This is a genomic window from Mesorhizobium shangrilense, assembly GCF_040537815.1.
Lineage (GTDB): Bacteria > Pseudomonadota > Alphaproteobacteria > Rhizobiales > Rhizobiaceae > Mesorhizobium > Mesorhizobium shangrilense.
In genome coordinates, this window is sequence record NZ_JBEWSZ010000001.1 from 4,614,471 (window position 1) to 4,636,741 (window position 22,271).

Genomic DNA, 22,271 nt, shown 5'->3' on the forward strand with positions numbered 1-22,271 from the left:
AGTCGAAGATATGGGTCGTCGCAAGGTGCCAGGCCTCGGCCGTCAATGTATCGCCGGCATCCTGGACCGACTGGACATAGTCGAGCAGCAGCCGCATCGCCCCGGCATCCGTCCGCAGGGGCCGCATCAGCACGGATGCCGGATCGCCGATCAGCGGCGAAAGCTGCTTCAGCGAGAAGCTCATATTGACGAAGCGAAACCCACCGGGGCCGATCAGGTTGAGGCCGACTTCTTCACCGCTCATCATCAGCGCCTGGCCATTGCCGACTGGCTCCTCGCGACCGCGATGCTTCATCAGGCTCATTCCGTCGAGCGCCGCCAGAAGAACGAGATCATCGCTGTCGATCAGCGATGTCGAGTGATGCACCCTGAATTCCGAGGAGCTGCCGGTGGCGATACCGAGGCCGGGCAACGCGCGCACCCGCATGTCGACCTCCGCGGGTGCGAGAGGATCAAGGTCGACCTTCAGGACCGTGCGGCCATAGACCTCACGCATGACCTCGACACGATCCCGCTCCGGAACCATGTCCGTGGTCAGTCGGAACGAAGCGGACGGCCCCATCGTCGCAGTCATCGGCACCCCCATGCCCAGGAGGGCGCTGATATGCGCCGAGGCCCCTGAAACGTCAATGCAGGGCCATTTTGGCCGTGTTTGGGGCCGTTTTGTCCAAGCACCCGTCTTTCGTCGAACCTAGTTTGCGGCGCGCTTCCGAACACGGAACCGCGCGGGGGGCAAGACAGCGGCGATCATCACGACGTGAAGCAGGCGCCGCTGTCCGGGTATGAGGACCGACATGACGAAGAGAATTTTCCTGGCGCTGACCATCGCGTTGGCCGGATGCCAAACGGGCCAGATCGAGGCTGAACCATCGCCGGCCCCGAGCGCGGGCAACAGCAAGAAGATCCAGCACAAGGCGACGAGAAAGGAAGCTGCTTGCGCCGAGGCCGCCCAGAAGGCGGCGCAGGCGAAGACCAATGCGGCCCTGCTTGGCGGTGTTCTGTCAGTGGCGGGGGGCCTTGGCGGTCTGGCTGGCAATGGTGGGGTCATTGCCGGCCAGGCCGCCTCGATCGGTGGCTCGGTGCTGCAGTCGCAGGCCGCCGGCAAGACCCCGGCCGGCATCTCGGAGAACTGTTATGGTTGATCTCCCGGCGACAATATGCCGGGTGGGGGCGCTCATACTGGTTCTCGGCATCATATTTCCAACCTCCCGGGCCGTGGCGCTGACCTCGCGCGATGCCTCCGCCGTCGTCGGCCTGATCGCGGCTCTTCAGCCTGAATTCGATCAATTCGCCTATGACGAGGAGATCGCCGCCGACTGGTACGAACGCGACGCGGCCGACAAGGGGCTGATCGCCGCCGCCGGCTTTACCGCCGAAAGCTGGGAGGTCGCGTTGGGCGAGACCGTGCGAGGGTTCCTGGCCACTATCCCGATCGCGGAACTCGATCCGATCCTCGGCAGGATGAAGAAGGCGATTTCCGACATGGGGGAGCTAAGCGACACGCAGAAGGGTGAAACGATCTCTGCCATCGACGAACAGATCGACGGCCTGATGGTGTTGCGTGCCGAGGGCCGTCCCTTCGCGGATATCGTGAGACCCCTGACACCAAGGATCCGCGACCTCATCCTCGATCCGACGATTCGGCAGCAATAGCCTGCCGATCAACCGGCACGGCCAGCCATGCCCGCGCTTTCGCTGGCCAATTGCGCCCGCGCATCCTTGATCGAGGCGGCGTAGGTCACCAGCGGTCGCTTGACACCGTGATTGATCAGCATACGGCGTATCCGCGGCGACGCCCCGGATATGATGAAGCGCACGCCGGCGCGCCTGGCCTTGTGCGCCGCGCCCTCGATGACATTGGCGGCGGTCGAATCGAAGAACGGTACGGCCGAGCAGTCGAGGATGAAGTTCTTGCGCTGGTCGGCGATGCGGTCCAGCACCGTGCCGACCGTGGATGCGGCGCCGAAGAAGAACGCGCCGGAGATGCGGTAGACGACGGTGTTGGCATCGCTCGCCTCGCCGGCATCATAGGCGGTCGAACCATCCGCTATGTCTTCCTGCACCAGCGGTTGATCCACTTCCACGGCGATGGACTTGGACATGCGGTCGATGAACAGGATCGAGCCGAGCACGAAGCCGACGACGATGCCCTCGGTCAGGTCGCGGAAGACGACGATCAGGAAGGTCGCCATCAGCACCAGCGCGTCGCCGCGCGAAGCCCGCAGCAGCGTGGCGAAGGCCTGCTTTTCGAACATGTTCCAGCAGACGACCGCCAGCACGCCGGCAAGGGCGGCGAGCGGGATGTAGCTGGCGAGCGGCGCCGCCACCAGCATGAGGACGAGCAGGATGACCGAGTGGATCATGCCGGAGACCGGCCCATGCGCGCCGGCCCGCACATTGGTCGCGGTGCGGGCGATGGTGCCGGTGGCGCAAATGCCGCCGAACAGGGCCGAGGCGATGTTGGCGAAGCCTTGCGCCACGAGCTCGCAATTGGATCGGTGCCGCCGTCCGGTCATGCCGTCGGCGACGACGGCCGACAGCAGCGATTCGATCGCGCCGAGCAGCGCGAAGGCTATCGCGTCCGGCAGGACGTCGACCATCCGGCCGAGGCTGACGGGCGGGAGCACCGGCCATTGCAGGCTGCGCGGGATGCCTCCGTAACGCGTGCCGATGGTCTCGGCCGGAAGCGCGAACATCGCCACGGCGAGCGACGCCAGCCCAATGGCGATCAGCATGGCCGGCCATTTCGGCCGCCACCGCTTCAACAAGGCAATGGTGACGATGGTCAGCGCCGCCACGAAAGTGGCGGCGATGTTCATCGTGCCGGCTGCCTCGCCAAGCGCGATCAGCTTCGGCACGAACGGCCCGGGCTCCTTGCCCGGCAAGGTGAGCCCGAACAGTTCAACGATCTGCCCGGAGAAGATGATGACGGCAATGCCGGCGGTGAAACCGACCGTCACCGGATAAGGGATGAACTTGATGTAGGTGCCGAGGCGGAGATAACCGATGGCAAGCAGGAAGACACCGGCCATCATCGTCGCCAGCAGCAAGCCGTCGACGCCGACGCGCGCAGTCGTGGCCGCCACCAGCACGATGAAGGCGCCGGCCGGGCCGCCGATCTGGAAGCGGCTGCCACCTAGCGCCGAGATAATGAAACCGCCGATTATGGACGTGTAGAGCCCACGCTCCGGTGTCACGCCGGAGCCAATCGCGATCGCCATCGACAACGGCAATGCGACGATGGCGACGGTCAACCCGGCGATGAAATCGGCCTTGAAGTGCTCGAGCGTGTAGCCCTCGCGCAGCACCGTCACCAGCTTCGGTGTGAACAGTTCTGAAAATGTCGGTCTCGCCGATTGATGGGCCGGTTGAGGGATTGTCTGCCGAACCTGATCCATGGACTGCCTTCCGCTCTGAAGGCGGCGGGATCGTCGGCAGGGTGTCGGCGGTCGCCGTCGCGACTTTTCTGCCGACCCGAGCGCGGGAGCCTTAGCGCGGCGCGACTGGCTTGAGACGTACGCCCCTGCCGCCGCGCTCGCTGGTCTGGTTCTCGCCGATCAGTTCCACCCCGGCTTCGTCGAGTGCCTGGATGACCTTCATCAGCGTATCGACCACGCCCCTGACCACGCCGTCGCTTGCCTCCATCCTCTGGATGGTGGGAAGCGAAACCCCGGCGCGCTCGGCGAGCGTCTTCTGATCGATGCCGGCCAGCGCCCTTGCGGCGCGCATCTGCGCGGCAGTGATCATCGGTCGAAACTCCCGTCTGAGTCTGCAGTATGAATGTATAATACGATCATTATGATGTTTCAAGCATCATAATGCATATATCAAACATGGACTCACGCATCGTCAACCACCTTGCGCCGCTGCAAGGCCCGTGCCACCAACCAGCACAGCATCGCCCAGGCGAAGCCGGCGCACCAGCCGGCCAACACATCCGACGGCCAATGGACGCCAAGATAAATGCGACTGACGCCCACCAGCACTGTCGTCAGCACGGCGAGCGACAAAACATAGATCTTCGTCGCCCGGCCATGCAGGAAGCGGGCCGCGAGCGAACCCAGCGTCAGATAAGTCACCGCCGACAGCATGGCGTGGCCACTCGGAAAGGACAGCGACGTCTCGTTGACAAGATGCGAGACGAGTTCGGGTCGAGGCCGGTCGACCCCGAACTTCAGCAGGCTCGACAGCACTTGTCCGCCCGCCACCGCCACGAACATGAAAAGCGCCGTTCCCCACCGGCGCGCCAGCAACAGATAGATGATCACCGCAGCCGTGATCAGCACCAGCACGCTGGCGCTGCCGAGACTGGTGATGTCACGCACGGCGCCCTCCAGCCAGGGCGGTCCGATCGGATTGTTTGGCAGGCCCGGTTCGCGGAAGGCGAGCAGGATTTCTGTGTCGAAGGCGTGCGGCGTGGTGGCACGCGCCACCTCCATCAGTTCCTCGAAACCCCACAACGCGCCGGCGATGACCAGACCGGCCAACAGCACCGGGAATTCGATCCAGCTGGTTAGCGTGCGTGCGGCAGTCTTCATAGGGCCAGTCGTCCTACAATCTTCCCTGCAGATAGGGCCCGAGCGTGATCAGCGCCACCGCCGCGATCGCCAGCACGATGCCGGTTGCCTGCAGCGCATTGACACGCTCGCCGAAGAACATAAGCGCCACGACGTTCACCGAGACAAGCTGGATGACCGCCGACAGGCTGAAGGAAACGGACATGCCGAATTCGCGGATCAGCCTCAGCATGATCAGATTGCCCAGCGAATAGAGCGCCAGCGTCAGCACGATCTTGCCCAGGCTCGGCGCCAGCCCCCATTGCTTTGCCGCCGTGGCAGCCAGCAGGAAGATGACCGTTGAAATTCCGAGCTGGAGTAATCCGGAAAAACTCACTTCTCGCCCCTCAATGACAGTTTTGGCAGTCCTTGTTTCCGAACCGTGCGGGAACGTCAAGCAAGGTCCATCGGGCCAAGTCCAGGTGCCGGACAGACCGCGGCCGAATGCTGCAACCGGCGGCTTTGCCCGGCGAATGCCAGTCGCGGTTGAAAGAACCCGGCATTGTCACGAAAATGTGATCGATCGATAATAAGGGGTTGAACAGGCACCCCCCGCTCCAGCCACTCAAAAGCCAGAGGCACGCCTATGACCGAAGATCGCTCCCCCGACACAAGATTCCGCACCAGCCTGCTCGAGGAAAACGAAGGCGCGGGCACCAACCCGACCGACAACCGCACCATGGGCGAGATCATCGCCGCGCGGTTCTCACGCCGGGGTTTTCTGAGGGGTTCCCTGGCTGTCGCGGCCATAGCCGCCACCGTCAGCCCGCTGGCCATGATCGCCGCAGACGATGCTCGCGCCGCCGAAGGCTCGGCCTTCAAGTTCGACGAACTCGAAGCCGGCATCGACGACAAGCATCATGTCGCGCCGGGTTATGACGCCGATGTGCTGCTGCGCTGGGGCGATCCGCTGTTCGCCGATTCGCCGGAATTCGACCCGACCAAACAGTCGGCGCAGGCCCAGGCGAGACAGTTCGGCTACAACAATGACTATGTCGGCTACATTCCGATCGACGGCTCGGCCGAACATGGCCTGCTGGTGGTCAATCACGAATACACCAACCCGCATTTGATGTTTCCGGGCATCGTCAAGATCGTCGAGAAGGACGGCAAGAAGTCGGCCGAGGTCGCACCGCTCAGCAAGGAGCAGGTCGATGTCGAGATGGCGGCGCATGGCGGCACCATCGTCGAGGTCCGCAAGGCCTCGGGCAAATGGCAGGTGGTCCGAGACGGCAAGCTCAACCGCCGCATCACCTCCAACACCGAAATGGCGCTGTCGGGCCCGGTCGCCGGCCATGACCGTGTCAAGACCAATGCCGACCCGTCCGGCCACAAGGTGTTCGGCACCGTCAACAATTGCGCCGGCGGCGTCACGCCCTGGGGCACCTATGTGATGGCCGAGGAAAACATCCATGGCTATTTCTCCGGCGACCTGCCGGAGGGTCACAAGGAAGCCGCCAACTACAAGCGTCTGGGCATTCCCGAAGGCGCCTATGAATGGGCGGCGCATTATGATCGCTTCAACCTCGCCAAGGAACCGAACGAGCCCAATCGCTTTGGCTGGATCGTCGAGATCGATGTCGACGATCCGACATCCGTGCCGAAGAAGCGCACCGCCATGGGCCGCTTCAAGCATGAGGGTGCCGAATCGATCGTGGCCAGGGATGGCCGTGTCGTCTTCTATCTCGGCGACGACGAGCGCTTTGACTATGTCTACAAGTTCGTCACCAAGGGCACCTTCAACGCCAACGATCGCAACGCCAACAAGGACCTGCTCGACGACGGCACGCTGCATGTCGCCAGGTTCGCCGAGGACGGCACGGTGGAATGGCTGCCGATCGTCTTCGGCCAGGGCCCGCTGACCGCCGAAAACGGCTTTGCCAGCCAAGCCGACGTGCTGATCGAGACGCGGCGTGCCGCAGACCTGCTCGGCGCCACCAAGATGGACCGCCCCGAGGACATCCAGCCCAATGCCGTCAACGGCAAGGTCTATGTCATGCTGACCAACAATTCGAAGCGCAAGGCCGATCAGGTCGATGCCGCCAACCCGCGTGCCGGGAATGCCTTCGGCCATATCATCGAGATCGCCGAGAACGATGGCGATTTCACTGCCGCCAAGGGCAAGTGGGAGGTGCTGCTGAAATGCGGCGACCCGGCCGTGGCCGATGTCGGCGCCACCTTCTCGACGGCAACGACGGCCAATGGCTGGTTCGGCATGCCCGACAATTGCGCGGTCGATTCGGCGGGCCGTCTCTGGGTCGCCACCGACGGCCAGGGCCCGAAGGCCACCGGCCGCACGGATGGCCTGTGGGCGGTGGACACCGAGGGCGCGGCACGGGCGACCTCGAAACTGTTCTTCCGCGTGCCGATCGGCGCCGAAATGTGCGGCCCGCTGTTTGCGCCGGACGACCAGACCGCCTTCGTCGCCGTCCAGCATCCCGGCGATGGCGGCGAGGACTGGGAAGCGTTCGGCCGTCCGTCCTACTATGAGGACCCGTCGACCCGCTGGCCCGACTTCAAGCAGGACATGCCGGTGCGGCCGGCGGTCGTCGCCATCACCAAGCAGGGCGGCGGCAAGATCGCGGTCTGATATCCGGCGAGACGTTGCGATCTGGAAGGGGGACTTCGGCGATCCGAAGTCCCCCTTTTTCGCACGAATCATTCAAGCCTCGGGAAAGATTGGTAATTTACATGTAGTGCCCTAGGTCATGATCAGGAGACCGTCACCATGCCGAAGTCCGTCTATGACCGTGGCCTGCTCAAGCCTGCCGATATCGCCAGGCTGCAGCGCGTGTTCGACGAGGCCTGCCGGCGCCGCGAAGCGCAGCCGGAATCGCCCGAAGCCCGCGAAATCGCGCTCACCCTGCTTGCCCTTCACAATGCCGGCATGGTCGACGAGGACATGCTGATGGAAGCCGTCGGCTTCCGACGGCTCGAGCCTAAATCGGCCTGACGAACCCCCGCGCTACACGTCCGCCTTGAACGTCTGCTTCTGCTGGCCGAGCCCTTCGATGCCGAGTTCGACGACGTCGCCAGCCTTGAGGAAGACTGGCGGCTTCATGCCGAGGCCGACGCCGGGCGGCGTGCCGGTGGAGATGATGTCGCCGGGGTGCAGCGACATGAACTGGCTGAGATAGGACACCAGGAAGGCGACGCCATAGACCATGGTCCTGGTCGAGCCGTTCTGCATCGTCTTGCCGTTGACCGTCAGCCACATCTTGAGGTTCTGCGGGTCGGCCACTTCGTCCTTGGTCACCAGCCACGGGCCGGTCGGGCCGAAGGTGTCGCAGCTCTTGCCCTTGGTCCACTGGCCCTGGCGCTCTGCCTGGAAGGCGCGTTCCGAGACGTCATGCGCAACACAGTAGCCGGCTACATAATCAAGCGCATCGGCCTCGCTGACATATTTGGCTGTCTTGCCGATGACCACGGCGAGTTCGACTTCCCAGTCGGTCTTCACGGAACCGCGCGGGATCAGCACGTCATCGTCCGGACCGACAATGGCCGAACTGGCCTTCATGAAGATGATCGGCTCCGGCGGCACGGTGGCGCCGGTTTCGGCGGCGTGGTCGGAATAATTCAGGCCGATGCAGATGAACTTGCCGGTTCCGGCGACGCAGGCGCCGAGCCGAGGCTTTCCCGAAACCACCGGCAGCGACTTCGGATCGAGCTTCGACAGCATGTCCAGCGAGGCCGGATGAAGTGTGGTGCAGGCAATATCGGCGACATGAGCGGAGAGATCGCGGATCGTTCCATCCGCATCGAGCAGGCCGGGGCGTTCGCTCCCGACGTCGCCATAGCGCAGCAGTTTCATGGTAACCTCTCCTCAGTCAGATTGATTTGGAGCGGTTCATCGTTTCACGGAACCGCTCTATCTCTTTGTCTTAAAGCAATTCCGGACGGAAAACCGCTACGCACTTTTCCTGCAATTGCTCTAGAGCCTTTTCCATCCCGATGAAATCGGGATGGGGCTCTATCTGTTTGTTTGAGCATGATCTCTGAACAAACGGGGACCGTTTGTCCGAGAAAGCCGGATTCCACCTTTCGGGATCATGCTCTAGATCGACCAGCCGCCATCGATATTGTAGGCCTGCCCGGACGTATAGGTGGCGCCGGCCAGATAGACGGCGAGGTCGGCGATTTCCTCGGGCGTGCCAAGACGGCCCATGGGCTGGCGGGCGATGAAGGCCGCGCGCGCCGCGTCATAGTCACCTTGCGCATGCATGCGGTCCTGCAGCGACGGGCTCTCGACGGTGCCGGGGCAGATGGCGTTGCAGCGTATGCCCTTGCCGACATAATCAGCGGCGATCGACTTGGTCAGGCCGATGACGGCCGCCTTGGTCAAGCCGTAGACGAAGCGGTTCGGCACACCCTTGGTCGAGCTCGCCAGCGACGCCATGTTGATGATCGAACCGTCGCCGCGTTCCAGCATGCCGGGCAGCACGGCGCGGATGGTGCGGATCATGGCGTGGACATTGAGGTTGAAGGCGAAATCGAGATCGGCGTCCTTCATCTCGAGGATCGAGCCGGAATGGACGAAGCCAGCACAGTTGAACAGCACGTCGACGGTGCCGATCTCGGCGAAGGCCGAGGTCACGGCCGCGTCATTCAGCACATCGACTTTGCGGGTCTTGATGCCCGGCGTCTTGCCGAGTTCGGCGAGAAGCACTTCGTTGATGTCGGTGGCGTAAACGGTGGCACCAGCCTTGGCGAAGGCCAGCGCGCTCGCCTTGCCGATGCCTTGCGCCGCCGCCGTGACGACAACCACCTTGCCTGCCAGATCCGCCATGTTTCTTCTCCTCGCCGCTTGTGATCGTCCGGGTTTATCGGCAGCCGGCCAAGGCGTCCTGTACCAGTCAGGCACCATTGTGCGGCCTGCGCCACTGTGCTCACAGATAAAGATGTTTTTTCTCGTTAAAGAACATCTGTCCGGGCGTCAAGCCCGAACAGGGATCACTTGCATGGCAACCAAGACGTCAGTCGCCGTAGGGCACCCAGACGTTCTTGACCTCGACGGCGCGGCGCAGGAAGGCGTCGCCTGCAGCCTCCTCCGATGCCCAGTCGAGGGTCCGGCCATTGCCGCTCCAGACGCGCTTGAGATTGCCGATGGACTCGGCTTCCGCCTTGGCGCAGGTCTCGGCATCGGCGAATATCCAGAGCCCGTCGACGTCGTCATGCTTGGCCAGCACGCCGGCAAGTTCGGCTGTGCGGCCGGTGACGATGTTGATGGCACCGGCCGGCACGTCGGAATATTCGATGACCTGATAGAGATCGGTGGCCAGCAACGGGTATTTTTCCGAAGGCACCGCAACGACCGTGTTACCCATGGTAAGCGCCGGTGCGACCAGCGAGATCAGGCCAAGCAAGGGCGCATTGTCGGGCGCGACGATGCCGATAACACCGACCGGCTCGTGCAGCGCCAGTGTCACGGCGCGAGCCGGCGGCTGATGTACCCTACCCTCGAACTTGTCGGCGAGGCCGGCATAGAGGAACAGGCGTTCGATCGACTGGTCTACCTCTTCACGCGCGGCCTTGGCGGCAACGCCCGTGAGTTGGACAAGGCGAGCGGCGAATTCGTCGGCACGGCCGGAAAGATTCTCGGCCAGATAGTACAGCACCTGGGCACGGTTGTAGGCCGTCGCCTCCGGCCAGGCCTTGCTGGCCCGCGCGGCCGAGACGGCGTCGCGGATATCCTTGCGGCTGCCCAGCCCGACTTCGCCGGCCAGCTTGCCCTTGGCGGTGGCGACAGCGAGCGAATAATTGCCGTCCGGGCGCACCTGCTTGCCGCCGATGAAGAGCTTTGCCGTGCGGTCGATGGCGCCGCCGTCCGATTGCTCTACCGGTTGGGCCGAAATTGTTGCCGGTTTGATGACCGGGCCAAGCGGCAGCTTTGCCACCAGATACTCGAACATGCCCTCGCGGCCGCCTTCACGGCCAAAGCCGCTTTCACGGTAGCCGCCAAAACCGCAGGCGGCGTCGAACATGTTGGTGCCGTTGACCCAGACGACGCCGGCCTTCAGCTGGGGTGCAACGTGGAGGGCGAGATTGACGTTCTCACTCCACACCGAGGCGGCCAGCCCATAGCGCGTGTTGTTGGCAAGCTCGATCGCTTCCTCGGTGTTGCGGAAGGTCATGGTCGCCAGAACCGGCCCGAACACTTCTTCCTGAGCAAGAATATTAGCCGGCGAAACACCCGTAGCGAGCGTCGGCAAATGGTAGTAGCCGGAGGGCGGCAACGCGACATCCGGCTGCCAGCACACGGCGCCCTGCCTGGCGCCCTCGGCGACCAGGCCCTTGACGCGGTCGAGCTGGCTCAGATCGACCAGCGGGCCGATATCGGTGTTCTTGTCCAGCGGCGCGCCGACGCGCAGCCGGCTCATCCGCGCCTTGACCTTGGCGATGAAGGCGTCCGCTATGCCTTCCTGCACCAGGAGACGCGAGCCGGCGCAGCAGACCTGGCCTTGGTTGAACCAGATGCCATCGACCAGACCTTCGACGGCACTGTCGAGGTCGGCATCCTCGAAGACGATGAAGGCAGACTTGCCGCCAAGCTCCAGCGACAGTTTTTTCCCTGATCCCGCCGTGGCCTTGCGGATGATCTTGCCGACCTCGGAAGAACCGGTGAAGGCGATCTTCTGGACGCCGGGATGATTGACGATGGCCACGCCGGCTTCCGGGCCGCCCTGGACGATGTTGACGACGCCCTTGGGTACGCCGGCGCGCTCGCAGATCTCGGCGAACAGGATGGCGGTCAGCGGCGTGAATTCAGCCGGCTTCAGCACGACCGTGCAGCCGGCGGCGAGCGCCGGCGCGATCTTCCAGGCCAGCATCAGCAGCGGAAAATTCCACGGGATGATCTGGCCGACGACGCCAACGGCTTTCTGGCCGGGAAAATCCCTGTCCAGCGCCTGCGCCCAGCCGGCATGATGGATGAAATGGCGGATGGCCAGCGGCACGTCGATGTCGCGGCTTTCGCGGATCGGCTTGCCGTTGTCGATCGATTCCAGCACCGCGAACAGGCGCTGGTGGCGCTGCATTGCGCGGCCGATGGCATAGAGCACCTTGGCGCGCTGGTAGCCTGAGGACGCCGACCATTTCGGCAGCGCCTTGGTGGCGGCCGCAACGGCCGCGTCGATATCCGCGGCACCCGCGTCAGACACTTTGGCCAGCAGCTTGCCGGAAGAGGGATCGCTGGTGTCGAAGGTCCTGTCGCTTGTGGCCGCCTTCCAGTCGCCGCCGATGAACAGCGCCTTGGAGAAGTCGCGCGCGGCAAGCCAGGCATCGGCCTCGTTGCGGGCTTCCGGGGCCGGGCCGTATTCCATGGCGTGATAGCGTTCGAGGATGTTCATGGGTGCTCCGTTGGGAGGAGATTTCTTTCTAGGGAGTGCTCCGAAGGAACTCCACGTTCAAATCCCTGACCCGGTCTTCACGCCATCGCGTGGCGATGATTGGCTGAATAGTGACCAGTCAAATGGTGTTCGAGCTGCCGCTCTATGTCGGTCAAAAGGCTCGATGCGCCGAAGCGGAACAGGGTCGGCTCGAGCCACGGACGGCCCAGTTCTTCCTTCATCAGCACCAGCCAGTCGAGCGAGACCTTCGCGGTCGAAATCCCACCGGCCGGCTTGAAGCCGATGAGATAGCCGGTCTCCTCGAAATAGGCCCTGATGGCGCGAACCATGGCGAGGCCGACGGGCAGCGTGGCGTTGACGCTTTCCTTGCCGGTCGAGGTCTTGATGAAATCGGCGCCCGCCATCATCGCCACCATCGAGGCCAGCATGACATTGCGCAGCGTGGCGAGGTCGCCGGTGCCGAGGATGACCTTCAGATGCGCGTCACCGCAGGCGGCGCGCATCGAGACGATCTCGTTGTAAAGCTCACGCCACTTGGCACCAAACACCAGCCCGCGCGGAATGACGACGTCGATCTCGTCAGCGCCGTCCTTTACCGAGGCCTCGATCTCCTGCAGGCGGGTCGACAGCGGCGTAAGGCCATGCGGAAAGGCCGTGGAGACGGCGGCGACATGGATGCCGGTGCCACGCACAGCGTCGACGGCGGTGGCGACGAAGGGATGGTAGACGCAGACGGCGGCCGGGCGAATGATCTCGCCGGCAATGCCGAGGCCTTCGATGATATCGCGGCGCAGGGGATTGATCGCCTTGGCACAGAGCCGGCGCACGCGCTCTTCGGTATCGTTGGAGTTCAGCGTGGTCAGGTCCATGCAGGCGATGGCGCGCAACAGCCAGGCCGCCTGGTTGTCGGCCTTGATCGAGCGCCGCTTGGTCAGGCTGGCGACACGCCGTTCCAGCGCCGAGCGGTTGACGCTGCGCATCGATTCCATGAAGCCGAGGTCGAGCTTCATGCCGGGATTGCGGGCAATGCCGTGGCCGAGCTGGACGGGATTGTTGGCCGCGGCGCGCGCCGGCAGCGAGGTCACCTTGGAGGCGCTGGCGCCGAGATCGGCTTCGCGGATCGTGCTGCTCATCTCCTGCCCTTTCGTTCAGCGGCGTGCGCTTGTCTCTTGGCCCGCTTCATGTCCCAAAACCGCTCGACGCTTTTGGGCGACACGCACGAAGATAGCCCGCGAAGCCACGCTTCACGAGTCCTCAGGCGAGTGATAGCTGAAAAAGGCCGCGACGGCAGCACATTTTTGACCGGAAGGTCAAAACCCGGTTTTCGAGCGAAGCCTTCGGGACCTCAGCCGACGAAAGCGCGCTCGACGACGAAACTCGACGGATGGCTGAGCGAGCCTTCGTGGAAACCGAGGCTTTCGGCCAGTTCCTTGACGTCCTTCAGCATGTGCATCGAGCCGCAGATCATGATGCGGTCCGTCTCCGGATTGAGCTTCTCGATACCGAGATCGGTGTAGAACTTGCCGGAACCGATCAGTGCGGTGATGCGGCCCATGCGTGGCGACTCCTCGCGGGTCGTCGAATTGTAGAGGGTGACGCGGCCGCCGGTCAGTTCGCCGATCAGCGGATCGTTTTCGAGCGCCGCGACCAACTCCTGGCCATAGGTCAACTCCGCGATGTCGCGGCAGGTGTGGGTCAGGATGAGCTGATCGAACTTCTCATAAGTGTCGGGGTCGCGCAGCAGGCTGGCGAAGGGCGCGATGCCGGTGCCGGTCGAGATCATGAACAGGCGCTTGGCCGGAGTCAGCGCGTCGACCACCAGCGTGCCCGTGGACTTCTGGCGCATGATGACGGTGTCGCCGACCTGGATCTTCTGCAGCTCCGAGGTCAGCGGGCCGTCCGGCACCTTGATCGAGAAGAATTCCAGCTCCTCGTCCCAGGCGGGGCTGGCCACCGAATAGGCGCGGTAAACCGGCTTCTCGGCATTGGGCAGGCCGATCATGACGAACTCGCCGGAGCGGAAGCGCAGTGATTGCGGACGGGTGATGCGGAACGAGAAGAGCCGGTCGGTATAGTGCTTCACCGAGACGACGGTCTGCGCATAGACATTGGCCGGAATCGGGAATTGCAGCGGCCGGGCGTCGGCGGTGTTGAACGCGGGTGTGGTGTTCATCAAATCCAACCTTCCGGCGCAACCTTCGGGCGTTGGCGCCAAACCTTCTCCTGCGCGTCCGGACCGTTCAGGTCCCGGCGTGCTCGGCACACTCCGAAGCGGTAAGCTCTTGTGTCGGGAATTTATTAGTATACAAACGATATTTGCGTCAAGATACCGCCGCGAAACACCTTTCCAAACTGCTGCATATCCGTAGTCCGTGCATTTCGGGTTTCGACAATGAAAGAGAATTTTTCGGTGCAGCCGCAGGATTCCCTGGGCAACGTCGTCGCCGGCATCGATGTCGGCGGAACCTTCACCGACCTGCTTTTGATCGATGGCCGCGACGGTGGCCGGGTGCATATCGCCAAGACCCCGACCACGGTCGACAATCAGGCGTTCGGCGTCGTTTCGGCACTTGGCGCCACCGGATTTCCGATCGACGGCATCGACCTCATCGTGCATGGCACGACGACGACCACCAACGCGGTGCTTGAGCGAAGGTTGGCGAAAACCGGCATGATTACCACGCGCGGTTTTCGCGATGTGATCGAGCTCGGCCGGCGAACACGGCCGCAGGCCTATGGCATGACCGGCAGCTTCGTGCCGATCATCCCGCGCAATCTGCGGCTCGAAGTGTCGGAGCGCGTCGAGGCCTCCGGGACCGTGCGCACGCCGCTCGATGAAGCCGAAATGCGCGATGCCGTGAAGACGCTGATTGCGGCCGGCTGCGAATCCCTCGTCATCCACTTCCTGCATTCCTACGCCAACCCGGCGCATGAGCGCCGCGCGGCCGAGATCGCCGCCGAGTTTTGGCCGAACGGCTACATCACGGCTGGCCATGCGCTGCTGTCGGAAGCGCGCGAGTTCGAGCGCGGCGTGACGGCCTCGGTCAACGCCTCGGTGCAGCCTATCCTCGAGCGCTATGTCGAGCGACTGCGCAAGGAATTGGATGCAAAAGGCTATGCCCGCGACTTCCTGATCATGAACGGCAATGGCGGCATGATCTCTGCCCGCTTCGTCACCCGCGAATCGGCCAAGACGGTGATGTCCGGCCCGGCCTCCGGCGTCATCGCCGCCGCCTATACGGGAAAACGCGCCGGTTTCGAAAACCTCGTCACCTACGACATGGGCGGCACCTCGACCGACGTGGCGCTGATCCGCAACGCCGAACCCGCCGTCTCCAACGAGATCGAGATCGAGTACGCGATGCCGATCCATGTGCCGATGGTGGCGGTTCACACGGTCGGCGCCGGCGGCGGCTCGATCGCCCGCGTCGATGCCGCTGGCCTGATCCAGATCGGTCCGGAAAGTGCCGGCGCCAATCCCGGCCCGATCTGCTACGGGCGCGGCGGCCTGGAGCCGACCATCACCGACGCCAACCTGGTGCTGGGACGGCTGGCGCCGAAGAAGCTGCTGGCGGTCGAAAACCCGGTCACGGTCGATCGGGTCACCGGCATATTCGAGGACAAGATCGGCAAGGCCACCGGCCTGTCCGGCGTCGAAGCTGCCGGCGCGGTGCTGCGTCTCGGCAACATGAAGATGGCCGGTGCGATCCGCATGGTCTCGGTGTCGCGCGGCCATGATCCGCGTGACTTCGCGCTGTTTGCCTTTGGCGGTGCGGGTCCGCTGCATGCGACAGCATTGGCGCGCGAACTCGGCCTGCCCCGCGTGCTGGTGCCGGCGCGTCCCGGCATCACCAACGCGCTCGGTTGCGTCGTCGCCGACCTGCGCCACGACTTCGTCAACACGGTCAACCAACCGGTAGCCATGCTAGACGAAGCCCAGCTTCACGCTGTATTGGAACGGCACCGGAACGAAGGCGAGGATCTGATCGGCAAGGAAGCGGTGAAGCCGGAGACGATCCGTGTCACCCACTCCGCCGACATGCAGTTCGTCGGCCAGACCCATATCATCAACGTGCCGCTGCCGTCGTCGTCGGTGACGCGCGCAACGCTGCAGCAGCTGTTCGAAAAAGCCTATTTCGCCCGCTTCAAGGTCGAACTGCCGGAAATCCGCGCCAACCTGGTCAACCTCAACACGTCGGTGACCGGCGTGCGTCCGGCGATCGACCTGTCACGACTGATCGACCCGGCCGGGCGCGCCAAGACGCTGGACGAAGCGCGGCGCGAGATCCGGCCGGTCTGGTACGCCGGCCAATGGCACGATACGCCGGTGTACTCACGCGAAAAGCTGCCGCTCGATGCCGTGATCGAAGGGCCGGCGATCCTCGAACAGATGGACGCGACGACCGTGCTCGAGCCCGGCGACCGGGCACGCGCGGACGCCGACGGCAACATCATCATCGACATTGGCGAGGCATGAGATGAAGCTCGACGCCATCACGCTTTCGGTTCTCCAGGCAGCGCTGCAGCAGGTCTGCGACGAGATGGATTTGACCTTCTCGCGTGCCGCCTTCTCGCCGGTGATCGCCGAGGCCAATGACCGTTCCGACGGCATCTATTCGGCCGTCGATGGCTCGCTGATCGCGCAAGGCAGCCAAGGCCTGCCGGTGTTCGTCGGCGTCATGCAATATTCGACCAGCACGGTGATCGAGATGATCACCGATGGCCGCTGCTTGGCCCCGGAGCCCGGCGACATCTACATCGTCAACGATCCTTATCTCGGCGGCACGCATCTGATGGATGTGCGCTTCGCCATGCCGGTCTACCGGGACGGCAAGATCTTCTGCTGGCTGTCGAACACCGGCCACTGGCCCGACATCGGCGGCTCGGTGCCCGGCGGCTTCTCGGCCTCCGCGACGGCGGTCGAGCAGGAAGGCCTGCGGTTGCCGCCGGTAAAACTATTCAAGAAGGGCGTGCTCGACCGCGAGATCTACGCCATCATCTGCTCGAACATCCGCGTCGCCGACCAGCGCATCGGCGACATCCGCGCCCAAGCGGCGGCGCTGCTGATCGGCCAGGACCGGCTCAATGGAATCCTGGATCGTTACGGTGACGAAACCGTCGTCGAGGCGATCGCCGAACTACGCCGTCGTGCCGCCGAGCAGATGCGCGCCAACATATCAGACATTCCTGATGGAACCTACCATTCCAAGGCGTTTGTGGATTCCGACGGCGTGGTGAACGAGCCGCTGACCATCGCGCTCGCCGTCGAGAAGCAGGGCGATACGCTGACCTTCGATTTCGCCGGCTCGTCAAAGCCCTGCGCCGGGCCGATGAACAGCGTGCTGGCGACGACCTTGTCCTCGGTCTATCTCGCCATGCGCCATATCTTCCCGGATGTGCCGATCAGCGCCGGCGCGTTTGAGCCGCTGATCGTCAAGCGGCCGGAAGGCACCTTCCTTGATGCGAAGTATCCGCGCCCGGTATCGGGCTGTGCGGCAGAGGTTTCCCAGCGCATCGCCGAGGCGGTATTCGCGGCCATGGTGCAGGCGCTGCCGGACAAGGTGACGGCGTCTCCCGCCGGCTCCAGCGGCAATTTCGCGCTCGGCGGCAACGATCCGGCGCGCGGCCGCGACTATGTCATGTACCAGATCTCCGGCGGCGGTTATGGCGGCAATGCTGGCCATGACGGACTGACCAATGGCTGCTCGACCATCGGCATCTCAAAATCGCCGCCGGTCGAGATCATGGAGCAGGCCTTTCCGGTGCTCTATCGTCATTATGCCTTGCGTGAGGGTTCAGGCGGCGCCGGCAAGCATCGCGGCGGTTTCGGGCTCGCCTATGAGGTCGAAATCCTGCGCGGCGACGCCCGCGCCTCCTTCGTCATGGACCATGGTCGTTTTGGCCCGCAGGGCGCGCTCGGCGGCCGGGATGGCGCGGTCAACACGGTGACCGTCTTTCGCGATGGCGAGGCGCATGTGCCGCCGCACCTCTCCAAGGAACAGGATATCGCGTTGAAGGCCGGCGACCGCGTGCGCGTCGGCACGCCAGGCGGTGGCGGCTATGGCGATCCGCGCGAGCGCGACCCGGACCTGGTCGCCCAGGACGTCAGGCTTGGTTACTATACGGCCGAGCAGGCCCGAGACATGTTCGGGGTCACGGCACAAGGGACGTGACTGGACTGAGCAGCGCTCTCGCCGCGCCGTGATCGCCGCAGCGCATGTCGTTTCCGTCTCCGCCGAGAGCTTGAAAGCCCGTAGACTTCCCGGGTCAACGGAGATCTGGAACATGCGTCTTTTCGGTCGTTTCGTGCTTGCCGCTTCCGTCGCCCTTGCGCTGGCCACGGGGGCCGCTTCCGCCCAGGACAAGAAGCTGAGGATCGGCACCGAGGGCGCCTATCCGCCCTTCAACTATGCCAATGCCGACGGCACGCTGGGCGGCTTCGACATCGATCTCGGCAAGGCGTTGTGCGCTGAGATGAAGGCCGAGTGCGAGTTCATCGTGCAGGATTTCGACGGCTCGATCCCCGCACTTCAGGCCGGCAAGTTCGATGCGATCATCAACATCACCATCACGCCCGAGCGGGCCGAGAAGGTGGAGTTCACCCACAAATACTACCAGACGCCGCCGGCCATCGCGGTGCCGAAGGATTCGACCATCACCGGCACGTCGCCGGACGATTTGAAGGGCAAGGCATTGGGCGTGCAGACCGCGACCATCCACCAGAAGTTCGCCGAGCAGAAATACAGCGGTTCGACCATCAAGGCCTATCCGACCGGCGACGACGCCCGCACCGACATGGCCAATGGCCGGCTTGATGCGATGATGGATGGCTCGATCATCCTGACAGAATGGCTGAAGAAGCCCGACGGCGCCTGCTGCAAGCTGCTTGGCACCTTGACGGCCGACCCGGCCATTCACGGCCCCGGCGTCGGCATCGCGCTGCAGAAGGGCAACAAGGAGCTGGCCGACAAGCTCAATGCGGCAATAGATACGCTGCGCGCCAACGGCAAATACAAGGACATCAACGACAGGTATTTTGCCTTCGATGTCTACGGCAACTGAGATCGTTTGGAAACTCTACTCTGGCGGCCATCTGAAGGCGATTTCTGCGCTTCCGGTGCTCACGGACCCAAATGTCCGCTGCGCTCCGGTTCTCGAAATCACCGTCATATGGCTCACCAGAGCGAGTTTCGAAACAGTCTCTGGACCGCAATTAAATAATGGAGATTTTCTTGGCTGAGCGGCGATCCCCTTTCTACAGCAGCATTGTCGGACTGGGCGCGACCATGGGTCGGGTCGGCGGCGATTTCATCTCGGCCAAGTACTATTCCGGCATTGCCGACGAGCATCTGAACACGCGCAGGAATGTCGGCGTGCAGGATCTCAGCACCATGGGAAAGATGGACATCAAGGGGCCGGACGCCGAGGCGCTGGTCAACCATGTCATCGTCAACGACGCCGCCGCGATGAAGCCGGGGCAGGTGCGTTACTCCACCATCTGCCGCGACGATGGCGGCATCATGGACGACCTCACCGTGTTCCGGCTGGCGCCGGAGCACTTCATGCTGGTGACCGGCTCCGTCAATCGCCTGAAGATGCTGCCCTGGCTGCAGCATCATGCCGGGGGGCGCAAGGCCTATGTCACCGACATCACAGCGGCCGTCGCCTTCCCGACCATCCAGGGCCCACGCTCGCGCGAACTGCTGAAGGCGCTGGTTTCGGATGCCGATCTGGACGGGCTGAAGCGCTGGGCATTCACCTCAGGGCGCATCGGCGACACCAAGCTGCTGATCTCGCGCACCGGGGTGACCGGCGAACTCGGTTTCGAACTGTTCGTGCCGGCCGACGAGGCGGCCTCAGTCTGGGAAAGACTGATGCATGCTGGCGGGGATTTCGGTTTGAAACCTTACGGCGTGCTGGCGATGTTCACGCTGGGGTTGGAAAAGGCCTATCCGGCGCACGGCATCGACATGGACGAGACCCGCACGCCGTTCCATGTCGGGCTCGATCGCTGGATCAAGTTCGACAAGGGCGATTTCATCGGCCGCGAAGCCTTGCTCAAGATCCGCGACAAGGGGCTCGATGAACGCTGGACCGGACTGATCCTCGACGGTGACAAGCCGGCTGCTACGGATGCCCGGGTTCTGGCTGACGGCGAGGACGCGGGCGTCGTCACCTACAGCGACCATGGCTATTCGCTGGGCAAGGTGCTGGCGACCGCGCATCTGCGGCTGCCGTTCACGGCCGTCTGCACCGAACTCAGCATCGACATCGATGGCGTGCCGACCCGCGCGGTGGTGGCGCCGATGCCGTTCTTTGATCCCGAAGGGGCGCGGTTGCGGGGGTAGCCTGGGCTTGGCAGGCGAATAGTTCCTACAGCGTCATAGTGGCCAGCTATCGGCGCTGCCCCTCACCTGCCTGCCGGCATCCTCTCCCCGTATAGTGACGGGGAGAGGGGCGCTCTCATCACCGACTTCGCAAGCCATTGGCGTTGCAGGAAGAACGCCAGCGCTGCGGCCAGCCCATCTCTCCCCGTTCTACGGGGAGAGATGTCCGGCAGGACAGTGAGGGGCGGCGCCAACGGTAAGATTGCTCCCTAGCCCCGCCGATCCAGCCGCGCCACCAACCGGTCGCCCACCCACTGGATGCCGCAGACCAGGATGATCAGCACGATGACCACGGCGACCATCACCGACGTCTCGAAACGCTGGTAGCCATAGCGGATGGCGAGGTCGCCCAGCCCTCCGGCGCCGATGGCGCCGGCCATGGCCGAGGCGCCGATCAGCGTCACCAACGTCACCGTGAAGCCGGCGACGATGCCGGGCAGCGCCTCGGGCACCAGCACCTCGCGGATGATGGTCCAGCGATTGCCGCCCATGGCGCGCGCCGCCTCGATCAAGCCGTGGTCGACCTCGCGCAACGACACTTCGGCGATGCGCGCGTAGTAGGGCGTGGCGGCGATCGACAGCGGCACGATGGCCGCCCAGGTGCCGATCGAGGTGCCGACGATGAGCCTAGTCACCGGGATCAGCGCCACCAGCAGGATGATGAAAGGCACCGAGCGGAAGCCGTTGATGACCGCACCCAGCGCGCGGTTGACCCACAGGCTTTCGGCGATGCCGCCGCGTTCGGTGGCGATCAGCGCCAGCCCCAGCGGCAGGCCGAAGACCAGCGAGATGAGGCCGGAGGCGCCGGTCATCAGGACGGTCTCCCAGATCGAACGCAGAAGGAGCTCAAACAGAACCGGCGACATGGCCAAGCACCTCCACCCGCGCCTGGCGGGATTTCAGGAATGTGATCACCTCGGCGAGATGCCTTGCATCGCTGCCGGGGACAGAGAGAAACAGCGTTCCGACGGGCTGCTGCTGGATATGGTCGATGCCGCCATGGACGAGGCGGAATGGACCAGGGACGATTGCCGCCAGATCCGAGAGCAATGGACCTCTCGCGACCTCGCCTGCCACGTCGACACGCAGGATGGTTTCAGCGCCGGCCGACGGCGCCAAACGGGCTGCCAGTTCGGGCGGCAGCTGCGGCCGGATGGCGCCGAGCAGGCTTTTTGTGATATCCGAGCGCGGATCGGCAAACACCGACCAGACCGGCCCCTCCTCGACGATGCGTCCGGCGTCGATCACCGCCACGCGGTCGGCGATCGAGCGGATCACCTCCATCTCGTGGGTGATCAGCAGGATGGTCAGGCCAAGCCGGCGGTTGATGTCCTTGAGTAGGGCGAGGATGGAGCGCGTCGTCTCCGGGTCGAGCGCCGAGGTGGCTTCGTCCGACAACAGCAGTGCCGGCCGCGCTGCCAGCGCCCTGGCAATGCCGACGCGCTGCTTCTGGCCGCCCGACAGCGACGCTGGGTAAGCCTTGGCCTTCTCCGATAGGCCGACGAGGTCGAGCAGTTCGGCCGCACGCGCCAGCCGCTCGGCCTTGGGGCGGCCCTCGATCTTCAGCGGCAGGGCCACATTGTCCTCGACGGTCTTGGCCGACAGCAGGTTGAAGTGCTGGAAGATCATGCCGATCCGTCGCCGCAGCGGCTGCAGGTCGCGTTCGCCGAGCCGGCTGATCTCGCGGCCCTCGATGAAGACCTGACCGGAATCCGGTCGCTCCAGACCGTTCAGGCAGCGGATCAGCGTCGATTTGCCGGCGCCGCTGCGGCCGATGATGCCGAGGATCTCGCCCTTGCGCACGGTCAGCGAGATGCCGTCCAGGGCCGCCGTGGCGCCGAAGCGGCGCTTCAGGTCGACAAGGCGCACGACATCCTCCGCGGATCCGGCCGTGGCCGGCTTCCCATCAGCGGTTGCGATGAAATGCTGGTTCATATGTGCTCCCTATTCAGCCCGCCGGAAACACGATCGCGGCCCGCGCG

General features: G+C 64.1%; 20 protein-coding genes. 9 read left to right on the forward strand and 11 right to left on the reverse strand.

Features of this window, described 5'->3' with window-relative positions:
- The first annotated feature begins 10 nt into the window (after window positions 1–10).
- The 3 genes from ABVQ20_RS40515 to ABVQ20_RS22320 all read left to right on the forward strand — a co-directional run bounded on the left by ABVQ20_RS40515 (window position 11) and on the right by ABVQ20_RS22320 (window position 1,653).
- Window positions 11–622, forward strand: a complete 612-nt coding sequence (locus tag ABVQ20_RS40515; protein WP_435528395.1) for a hypothetical protein — start codon at window positions 11–13, stop codon at window positions 620–622.
- Between the two features lie 172 nt (window positions 623–794).
- Entirely contained in the window at window positions 795–1,142 is a 348-nt protein-coding gene (locus ABVQ20_RS22315; RefSeq protein ID WP_354461629.1) for a hypothetical protein, read from the forward strand.
- Entirely contained in the window at window positions 1,135–1,653 is a 519-nt protein-coding gene (locus tag ABVQ20_RS22320) for a hypothetical protein (protein WP_354461630.1), read from the forward strand. The genes ABVQ20_RS22315 and ABVQ20_RS22320 overlap by 8 nt, the downstream gene beginning before the upstream one ends.
- A gap of 8 nt (window positions 1,654–1,661) precedes the next feature.
- On the opposite strand, the gene ABVQ20_RS22325 is transcribed toward ABVQ20_RS22320, so the two are convergent.
- The 4 genes from ABVQ20_RS22325 to ABVQ20_RS22340 form a co-directional block, all read right to left on the reverse strand.
- Window positions 1,662–3,398: a SulP family inorganic anion transporter gene (locus ABVQ20_RS22325; RefSeq protein ID WP_354461631.1), complete on the reverse strand. Its 1,737-nt coding sequence runs from the start codon at window positions 3,396–3,398 to the stop codon at window positions 1,662–1,664.
- A 91-nt stretch (window positions 3,399–3,489) separates the two neighbouring features.
- A complete protein-coding gene (locus tag ABVQ20_RS22330) occupies window positions 3,490–3,747 on the reverse strand; it encodes a helix-turn-helix domain-containing protein (protein WP_354461632.1) in 258 nt (85 codons plus the stop codon).
- A 92-nt stretch (window positions 3,748–3,839) separates the two neighbouring features.
- On the reverse strand, window positions 3,840–4,538 hold the full coding sequence (locus ABVQ20_RS22335) for a phosphatase PAP2 family protein (protein ID WP_354461633.1): 699 nt from the start codon (window positions 4,536–4,538) through the stop codon (window positions 3,840–3,842).
- 13 nt (window positions 4,539–4,551) lie between these two features.
- Entirely contained in the window at window positions 4,552–4,893 is a 342-nt protein-coding gene (locus ABVQ20_RS22340) for a hypothetical protein (protein ID WP_354461634.1), read from the reverse strand.
- A 249-nt stretch (window positions 4,894–5,142) separates the two neighbouring features.
- Here ABVQ20_RS22340 and ABVQ20_RS22345 point away from each other — a divergent pair, with 249 nt between their 5' ends.
- Window positions 5,143–7,146, forward strand: a complete 2,004-nt coding sequence (locus ABVQ20_RS22345; RefSeq protein WP_354461635.1) for a PhoX family protein — start codon at window positions 5,143–5,145, stop codon at window positions 7,144–7,146.
- A 138-nt stretch (window positions 7,147–7,284) separates the two neighbouring features.
- Entirely contained in the window at window positions 7,285–7,509 is a 225-nt protein-coding gene (locus ABVQ20_RS22350; RefSeq protein ID WP_354461636.1) for a hypothetical protein, read from the forward strand.
- Between the two features lie 12 nt (window positions 7,510–7,521).
- Here ABVQ20_RS22350 and ABVQ20_RS22355 read toward each other — a convergent pair whose 3' ends face one another.
- From ABVQ20_RS22355 to ABVQ20_RS22375, 5 genes are all read right to left on the reverse strand, one after another.
- Window positions 7,522–8,367: a fumarylacetoacetate hydrolase family protein gene (locus tag ABVQ20_RS22355; RefSeq protein ID WP_354461637.1), complete on the reverse strand. Its 846-nt coding sequence runs from the start codon at window positions 8,365–8,367 to the stop codon at window positions 7,522–7,524.
- Window positions 8,368–8,610: 243 nt separating this feature from the next.
- Window positions 8,611–9,342, reverse strand: coding sequence for an SDR family oxidoreductase (locus tag ABVQ20_RS22360; RefSeq protein ID WP_354461638.1), 732 nt, complete (start codon window positions 9,340–9,342; stop codon window positions 8,611–8,613).
- 187 nt (window positions 9,343–9,529) lie between these two features.
- The gene (locus ABVQ20_RS22365) at window positions 9,530–11,902 is read right to left on the reverse strand and encodes an aldehyde dehydrogenase family protein (protein ID WP_354461639.1); all 2,373 of its coding nucleotides are present in this window, start codon (window positions 11,900–11,902) and stop codon (window positions 9,530–9,532) included.
- Window positions 11,903–11,979: 77 nt separating this feature from the next.
- Complete coding sequence (gene deoC / locus ABVQ20_RS22370; RefSeq protein WP_354461640.1) at window positions 11,980–13,035, reverse strand: deoxyribose-phosphate aldolase; 1,056 nt, start codon at window positions 13,033–13,035, stop codon at window positions 11,980–11,982.
- A 212-nt stretch (window positions 13,036–13,247) separates the two neighbouring features.
- On the reverse strand, window positions 13,248–14,075 hold the full coding sequence (locus ABVQ20_RS22375; RefSeq protein ID WP_354461641.1) for a ferredoxin--NADP reductase: 828 nt from the start codon (window positions 14,073–14,075) through the stop codon (window positions 13,248–13,250).
- A 219-nt stretch (window positions 14,076–14,294) separates the two neighbouring features.
- Between ABVQ20_RS22375 and ABVQ20_RS22380 the strand changes: the two genes are divergently transcribed.
- The 4 genes from ABVQ20_RS22380 to ABVQ20_RS22395 all read left to right on the forward strand — a co-directional run bounded on the left by ABVQ20_RS22380 (window position 14,295) and on the right by ABVQ20_RS22395 (window position 20,250).
- Window positions 14,295–16,379, forward strand: a complete 2,085-nt coding sequence (locus ABVQ20_RS22380; protein WP_354461642.1) for a hydantoinase/oxoprolinase family protein — start codon at window positions 14,295–14,297, stop codon at window positions 16,377–16,379.
- Window position 16,380: 1 nt separating this feature from the next.
- Window positions 16,381–18,075 carry a hydantoinase B/oxoprolinase family protein gene (locus ABVQ20_RS22385; protein WP_354461643.1) on the forward strand — a complete coding sequence of 565 codons (1,695 nt, stop codon included), beginning with the start codon at window positions 16,381–16,383 and terminating at the stop codon, window positions 18,073–18,075.
- A 112-nt stretch (window positions 18,076–18,187) separates the two neighbouring features.
- A complete protein-coding gene (locus ABVQ20_RS22390) occupies window positions 18,188–18,964 on the forward strand; it encodes an ABC transporter substrate-binding protein (RefSeq protein WP_354461644.1) in 777 nt (258 codons plus the stop codon).
- A gap of 170 nt (window positions 18,965–19,134) precedes the next feature.
- Complete coding sequence (locus tag ABVQ20_RS22395; protein ID WP_354461645.1) at window positions 19,135–20,250, forward strand: aminomethyl transferase family protein; 1,116 nt, start codon at window positions 19,135–19,137, stop codon at window positions 20,248–20,250.
- Window positions 20,251–20,498: 248 nt separating this feature from the next.
- Here the strand turns inward: ABVQ20_RS22395 and ABVQ20_RS22400 are convergent, their stop codons facing one another.
- Complete coding sequence (locus tag ABVQ20_RS22400; protein ID WP_354461646.1) at window positions 20,499–21,155, reverse strand: methionine ABC transporter permease; 657 nt, start codon at window positions 21,153–21,155, stop codon at window positions 20,499–20,501.
- Window positions 21,136–22,224, reverse strand: coding sequence for a methionine ABC transporter ATP-binding protein (locus tag ABVQ20_RS22405; RefSeq protein ID WP_354461647.1), 1,089 nt, complete (start codon window positions 22,222–22,224; stop codon window positions 21,136–21,138). Before ABVQ20_RS22405 ends, ABVQ20_RS22400 begins: the two co-directional genes overlap by 20 nt.
- Between the last annotated feature and the right edge of the window lie 47 nt (window positions 22,225–22,271).

Excerpts from the sequence above, each read along its gene's own strand:
- ABVQ20_RS40515 (WP_435528395.1), top strand. The coding sequence starts at position 11 with ATGGGTCGTCGCAAGGTGCCAGGCCTCGGCCGTCAATGTATCGCCGGC.
- ABVQ20_RS22315 (WP_354461629.1), top strand. The coding sequence starts at position 795 with ATGACGAAGAGAATTTTCCTGGCGCTGACCATCGCGTTGGCCGGATGC.
- ABVQ20_RS22320 (WP_354461630.1), top strand. The coding sequence starts at position 1,135 with ATGGTTGATCTCCCGGCGACAATATGCCGGGTGGGGGCGCTCATACTG.
- ABVQ20_RS22325 (WP_354461631.1), bottom strand. The coding sequence starts at position 3,398 with ATGGATCAGGTTCGGCAGACAATCCCTCAACCGGCCCATCAATCGGCG.
- ABVQ20_RS22330 (WP_354461632.1), bottom strand. The coding sequence starts at position 3,747 with ATGATCACTGCCGCGCAGATGCGCGCCGCAAGGGCGCTGGCCGGCATC.
- ABVQ20_RS22335 (WP_354461633.1), bottom strand. The coding sequence starts at position 4,538 with ATGAAGACTGCCGCACGCACGCTAACCAGCTGGATCGAATTCCCGGTG.
- ABVQ20_RS22345 (WP_354461635.1), top strand. The coding sequence starts at position 5,143 with ATGACCGAAGATCGCTCCCCCGACACAAGATTCCGCACCAGCCTGCTC.
- ABVQ20_RS22350 (WP_354461636.1), top strand. The coding sequence starts at position 7,285 with ATGCCGAAGTCCGTCTATGACCGTGGCCTGCTCAAGCCTGCCGATATC.
- ABVQ20_RS22355 (WP_354461637.1), bottom strand. The coding sequence starts at position 8,367 with ATGAAACTGCTGCGCTATGGCGACGTCGGGAGCGAACGCCCCGGCCTG.
- ABVQ20_RS22360 (WP_354461638.1), bottom strand. The coding sequence starts at position 9,342 with ATGGCGGATCTGGCAGGCAAGGTGGTTGTCGTCACGGCGGCGGCGCAA.
- ABVQ20_RS22365 (WP_354461639.1), bottom strand. The coding sequence starts at position 11,902 with ATGAACATCCTCGAACGCTATCACGCCATGGAATACGGCCCGGCCCCG.
- deoC (WP_354461640.1), bottom strand. The coding sequence starts at position 13,035 with ATGAGCAGCACGATCCGCGAAGCCGATCTCGGCGCCAGCGCCTCCAAG.
- ABVQ20_RS22375 (WP_354461641.1), bottom strand. The coding sequence starts at position 14,075 with ATGAACACCACACCCGCGTTCAACACCGCCGACGCCCGGCCGCTGCAA.
- ABVQ20_RS22380 (WP_354461642.1), top strand. The coding sequence starts at position 14,295 with ATGAAAGAGAATTTTTCGGTGCAGCCGCAGGATTCCCTGGGCAACGTC.
- ABVQ20_RS22385 (WP_354461643.1), top strand. The coding sequence starts at position 16,381 with ATGAAGCTCGACGCCATCACGCTTTCGGTTCTCCAGGCAGCGCTGCAG.
- ABVQ20_RS22390 (WP_354461644.1), top strand. The coding sequence starts at position 18,188 with ATGCGTCTTTTCGGTCGTTTCGTGCTTGCCGCTTCCGTCGCCCTTGCG.
- ABVQ20_RS22400 (WP_354461646.1), bottom strand. The coding sequence starts at position 21,155 with ATGTCGCCGGTTCTGTTTGAGCTCCTTCTGCGTTCGATCTGGGAGACC.
- ABVQ20_RS22405 (WP_354461647.1), bottom strand. The coding sequence starts at position 22,224 with ATGAACCAGCATTTCATCGCAACCGCTGATGGGAAGCCGGCCACGGCC.